This window comes from Herbaspirillum sp. UBA812 (assembly GCF_002296545.1).
Taxonomy (GTDB): domain Bacteria; phylum Pseudomonadota; class Gammaproteobacteria; order Burkholderiales; family Burkholderiaceae_D; genus Herbaspirillum; species Herbaspirillum huttiense.
The window spans coordinates 1-5,290 of sequence record NZ_DBIC01000168.1; the positions used below are offsets into that span (position 1 = coordinate 1).

6 protein-coding genes and 2 pseudogenes are annotated in these 5,290 nt (G+C 62.5%); all 8 read left to right on the top strand.

The window, feature by feature from the left end:
• A pseudogene (locus B3873_RS11265) lies at positions 1-375 on the top strand (flagellum-specific ATP synthase FliI); the annotation flags it as partial.
• Between the two features lie 37 nt (positions 376-412).
• Positions 413-853: a flagellar export protein FliJ gene (fliJ, locus tag B3873_RS11270; protein ID WP_034338552.1), complete on the top strand. Its 441-nt coding sequence runs from the start codon at positions 413-415 to the stop codon at positions 851-853.
• A 104-nt stretch (positions 854-957) separates the two neighbouring features.
• On the top strand, positions 958-2,295 hold the full coding sequence (locus B3873_RS11275) for a flagellar hook-length control protein FliK (RefSeq protein ID WP_039788470.1): 1,338 nt from the start codon (positions 958-960) through the stop codon (positions 2,293-2,295).
• Between the two features lie 124 nt (positions 2,296-2,419).
• Positions 2,420-2,935, top strand: a complete 516-nt coding sequence (gene fliL / locus B3873_RS11280) for a flagellar basal body-associated protein FliL (RefSeq protein ID WP_209533048.1) — start codon at positions 2,420-2,422, stop codon at positions 2,933-2,935.
• A gap of 29 nt (positions 2,936-2,964) precedes the next feature.
• Positions 2,965-3,969 carry a flagellar motor switch protein FliM gene (gene fliM / locus B3873_RS11285; RefSeq protein WP_017450944.1) on the top strand — a complete coding sequence of 335 codons (1,005 nt, stop codon included), beginning with the start codon at positions 2,965-2,967 and terminating at the stop codon, positions 3,967-3,969.
• A 2-nt stretch (positions 3,970-3,971) separates the two neighbouring features.
• Positions 3,972-4,427, top strand: a complete 456-nt coding sequence (gene fliN, locus B3873_RS11290) for a flagellar motor switch protein FliN (RefSeq protein WP_039788477.1) — start codon at positions 3,972-3,974, stop codon at positions 4,425-4,427.
• Between the two features lie 19 nt (positions 4,428-4,446).
• Complete coding sequence (fliO, locus tag B3873_RS11295) at positions 4,447-5,007, top strand: flagellar biosynthetic protein FliO (RefSeq protein WP_286866086.1); 561 nt, start codon at positions 4,447-4,449, stop codon at positions 5,005-5,007.
• A pseudogene (locus B3873_RS11300) lies at positions 4,955-5,290 on the top strand (hypothetical protein); the annotation flags it as partial. The gene fliO and the pseudogene B3873_RS11300, both read left to right, overlap by 53 nt.

The following is a 5,290-nucleotide window of genomic DNA, read 5'->3' on the forward strand; positions in this document are numbered from 1 at the left end:
GAAGGCGACGACCAGCAGGACCCGATCGCCGACGCCGCCCGCGCCATCCTGGACGGCCACATCGTGCTGAACCGCCAGTTGGCCGAGGCTGGCCACTATCCGGCCATCGATATCGAACAATCCATCAGCCGTGCCATGCACAGCATCACGGATGCCGACCATCAGCGGCGTTCGCGGCATCTGAAGCAATTGTATTCACGTTTCCAGCGCAACCGCGACCTCATCAGCGTCGGCGCGTACGCCGCCGGGAGCGACCCCGTGCTGGATGAAGCTATTGCCTTGTTGCCAAGAATGGAGTCCTTTTTGCAGCAGGGCATCCATGAGCAGGCCGATGTATCAGAGAGCTTGAGGCAACTTACCGCTCTATTCGGGTGATTGAGCGCGCATCCTCAAAAATATAATCAGAGTGATCATGGCTACTCCCTCCGCACTTGATACGCTGATTGAATTGGCGACCAAAGAAACCGACGAAGCGACCAAACGCCTCGGCCGGGCTATTCGCGTGAGTGAAGAAGCACAACAGAAGCTGGGTATCCTGCAGCAATACCGCGACGATTACGCTGCGCGCTTCCAGGAAACCCTGACCAATGGCCTGACCGCGCTGGCGTATCGCAACTTCCAGCTGTTCCTGGAAAAGATCGACAATGCCATCGATGGCCAGGTCAACGTGGTGCAAAGCAGCCAGCAGCGCGTGGCCGAAGCCCGTACCGCATGGCAGGCCTGCGAGCGCAAGCGCATGTCCTACGACACCTTGGCCACGCGGGCGCGCGACCAGGAAATGCGCAAGGAAAACAAGCGCGACCAGAAGTCCATGGACGAGCATGCCGCCCGCATCAGCTTCTACAAGCGCTGACCGCTGAAGCGGCCAGCCAGGCAAGACCGAACCGAACGCGCGCAAGTACAGAATCGCAACCAGCATCCAGAGCAGCAGACCGCATTTACCGACAGGCCACCATCATGAACACTTCCCTGCCGCTGTTGAACGTGATCACCGGCTCCCAGGCCGCCACGGGTTCGCGCTCGGGCAATCCTGCCGACAGCTTCTCGGCCGATGTGCCTTTCAACCAGGTCCTCAACAGCCAGGTCAGCACGCGCGTACAGGACAACCAGGCGCAGGCGCGCCAGGCCCAGCAGAATGCCGACACCCAGGCAGCCAATGCCCAGGCTGCCGCCAAGCAAGCCGCTACCAATCAGCAATCCCAGACTGCCGCCAACAATGCCAGCAAGAGCGCCGCCAACGATGGCAGCGACCAGAGCAGCCAGGTCAGCGACAAGGATGAAGACGAGGACAGCAGCGACACCGCCACCCAGGCCTCGGCCGAATTGCTTGCCCTGGTCGCCAACATCGCCCAGAACGCCGTCAAGCCGGCCGCCGATGGCAAGGCCAAGGGTGACGGCAGCGCAGCCGACCTGCTGGCCCAGGCCAAGCGCGGCAGCGGCAAGCTGTCCCTGAGCGACCAGCAGCAAGCGCTGGCGGACGACAAGCAAGGCAAGGTCGACCCGGCCGCCCTGCAGGATGCCCTGGCCGCCGCCAAGGGCAAGCAGGATGCCGCCGCCAGCGAACTGGCGCGCAAGAGCAATGCCGAGGCCAACCCGGCTCCGCAGGCGAGCAATGCGAAGGACGCCAAGCCCGCCATCGACCTGGGCGCTGCCGCCAAGGCCGAGCCCAAGGACGATGCCAGCGCCCTCACCGCCCGCGCCCAACTGAACAAGGCCACGCCCGAGCTCGCCGCTCCGGCCGCCAGGCAGGATGCCGCCCCGGCCGCGCCGACCCCGGTGGTGCTGCCGGCCATGCAGCAAGCCGCTGTCGCCAGCCAGCCGCAGGCCGTGTTCGCCCCGGCCTACAGCGACAAGATCCAGTCCAACGTCGGCAGTGCCGGCTGGAATCAGGCCCTGGGCACCAAGATCACCTGGATGGCCACGGCGGGCATGCAAAGCGCCTCGCTGAGCCTGAATCCGCCCGACCTCGGCCCGATGCAGGTGGTGCTGAACGTGCACAACCAGCAAGCCGACGCCACCTTCATCACCGCCCAGCCCGAAGTGAAGCAGGCGCTGGAAGCGGCCATGCCCAAGCTGCGTGAAATGATGGACCAGGCCGGCATCCAGCTCGGCCAGGCCAATGTCCAGACCGGCATGCCCAATCAGCAGCAAGGTGCCGGCAACGGTCAGCAGCAGGCGCGCAGCGGTTCTTCCGGCAGCTTCGGCAAGGAGCAGGAGGCCGATGTGGCCGTCAACGGCACGGCCACCGCGACGGCGACCACCAGCGGACTGGGCCTGGTCGACACCTTCGCATAAGCGGCCGACCCCGAAACCTTAAAAAACAAGCAATTTTCGTCTGCGCAAGACTCAACAATGTGATTTGCCTGCCGATAAGCAGATAACCTCGCATACCGCGCTGACGAACTGAAAGGAACAGTAGATGGCAACAAAAGGAAAAGCCCCGGCCAAGGGAGCTGAAGCAGAAGCAGCACCGGCAAAATCCAGCAAGAAGATGCTGTTCATCATTGTGGGCGCAGTGCTGGTGCTGGTCATTGGCGGTGCCGCTGCATTCTTCATGATGGGTGGCAAGGGCAAGAAGGGTGATGATCACGCTGAGGAGAAGGTCGAAGCCAAGACGCCGACCTTCGTGGTGATCGAACCCTTCGTGGTGAACCTGCAGCAGGAAACCGGAGATCAGTACCTGCAAGTGGCAATGACCCTGCAAGTGCCGGACGGCCAGACCGCTGAAGCCCTCAAACTGTACATGCCGCAAGTGCGCAGCCGCCTGCTGATGGTGCTGTCCAGCAAGAAGGCCTCGGAGCTGCTCACCAGCGAAGGCAAGCGACGTCTGACCGACGAGATCATCGACCAATTGGGCGAACCGTTCTCGGGCAAGGGCAAGGGACCGCAGATCACCGACGTGTTCTACACCTCGTTCGTGATCCAACAGCAGTAACACCGTATCGAAGTCAGAGATCGTCGACCATGGCCGAGCATTTTCTATCACAGGAAGAAGTCGATGCCCTTTTGAAGGGCGTGACGGGAGATGAAGACGAAGAAAAAATCGTCGAAGAAGCTCCTGGTACGGTACGTACCTACAACCTGGCCACGCAGGAACGCATCGTGCGCGGGCGCATGCCCACGCTGGAAATCATCAACGAGCGTTTCGCGCGTCTGTTCCGCATCGGCTTGTTCAACTTCATTCACCGTACCGCCGAAATCTCGGTCGGTCCGGTGAAGGTGTCCAAGTACAGTGAATTCATCCGCAACCTGGTGGTGCCAACCAACCTGAACCTGGTGCACATCAAGCCCTTCCGTGGCATCGGGCTGGTGGTGTTCGACCCGCAGTTCGTGTTCATGCTGGTGGACAACATGTTCGGCGGCGATGGCCGCTTCCACACCCGCATCGAAGGCCGCGAATTCACACCCACCGAGCAGCGCATCATCATGCGCGTGCTGGAGATCACCTTCGAGACCTACGCCAAGTCGTGGGAACCGATCTATCCGATCGAATTCGAGTTCATTCGCTCGGAAATGAATACGCAGTTCGCCAACATCGCCACGCCCAACGAAGTGGTGGTTTCGACCACCTTCACCGTCGAGCTGGGACCGGTGTCGGGCGAGATCCACATCTGCACGCCCTACTCGATGATCGAGCCGGTGCGTGACCGCCTCACCAGCAGCATGCAGGGCGAAGCGCTGGAAGTGGACAAGCGCTGGATCCGCCTGATGAAACAGCAGATCCAGACCGCCGAGGTCGAACTGATCGTCAATTTCGGCACCGCCCGAGTCAATTTCACCGATCTGCTGCACATGCAGGTCGGCGACGTCATTCCGCTGCAGACCAATACGACCGTCGAGGCACAGGTTGACGGCGTACCGGTGATGGAATGCAGCTACGGCCAGTCCAATGGCCAATACGCGTTGCGCGTTGAAAAACTGCTGTCCATCACCCATCAAGAAACACCGGAAAGCTTTCAAGGAGATTAGTAATGGCTGATGAGAACGTAGCAGGCGCAGGCGCAGCGGAAGACGATCCGTGGGGCGCGGCCATGGCCGAGCAAACCGAGGCTGAAGAGGCGCAGAAAAAAGGCGAGATGGAAGACGAGAAAGGTATCAGCGCGGCTCCCGCGATGGCCACCGTCTTCAAGGACCTGAGCGCCGCCGATATCAAGACCAACACTCCCAACGATATCGACTTTATCCTCGACATCCCGGTGCAGCTGACCGTGGAACTGGGCCGCACCAAGATCGCCATCAAGAACCTGCTGCAACTGGCGCAAGGCTCGGTGGTGGAACTGGACGGCATGGCCGGTGAACCGATGGATGTGCTGGTCAACGGCTGCCTGATCGCACAAGGCGAAGTGGTGGTGGTCAATGACAAGTTCGGTATCCGCCTGACCGACATCATCACGCCGGCAGAACGCATCCGCAAGCTCAACCGCTGAGCGGGATGGCTTGAGTTTGATGACACGTTTTTACGCAGCATCGATGTGGCAGGGCCTGCGCCGGATCCGTCCGGCGCCGATGTCGGCCCTGGTCTTCCTGGGGGGCAGCCTGGTGGCCGCCGCCCACGCCTGGGCCGACAATGCGCCCGCCGCAGCTCCGGCTGCAGCCGCGCCAGTGGCCACCGGCGCTTCCCTTCCCTCTTCCTCCGGCAGTGTGTTCACCATGCTCTTCGGACTGGTGGCGGTGCTGGCCGTCATGGCCGCCGTCGCCTGGCTGTTCAAGCGCATGGGCCTGGCCAACAGCCTGGGCGGCAATGCCGTGGCCAAGGTGGTCGGGGGCGTATCGGTCGGCACGCGCGAACGGGTGATGGTGGTCGAAGTGGGTGACCAGTGGATCGTGGTCGGCGTCGCTCCCGGCCGGGTCAATGCCCTGGCCACCCTGCCGCGCCAGGAAGGCGTCGCCGCCCAACCCGCCAGCGCCGGACCGGCCTTCGCCAGCTGGCTCAAGCACACCATGGACAAACGAAATGGCGGTGCCGGCAACGGCGGCCGTCCGGGTAATGATGGCAGCACATCCTAAGCCGCAAGGCCTTCTCTCTTTCCTGCTCCGCCGGAGCGGCGCGCTGCTGCGCAGCCGCTACTGGTGGATGGCGCTGCTGTGCCTGCCGCTGGCCGCTTCGGCCCAGCAAGGCCTGCCCGCGCTCAACAGCATGCCCGCCCCGGGCGGCGGCACGAATTATTCGCTGCCGATCCAGACCATGCTGTTCCTCACCTCGCTGTCGTTCATACCGGCGGCGTTGCTGATGATGACCTGTTTCACCCGCATCGTGATCGTGCTGTCGCTGCTGCGCCAGGCGCTGGGC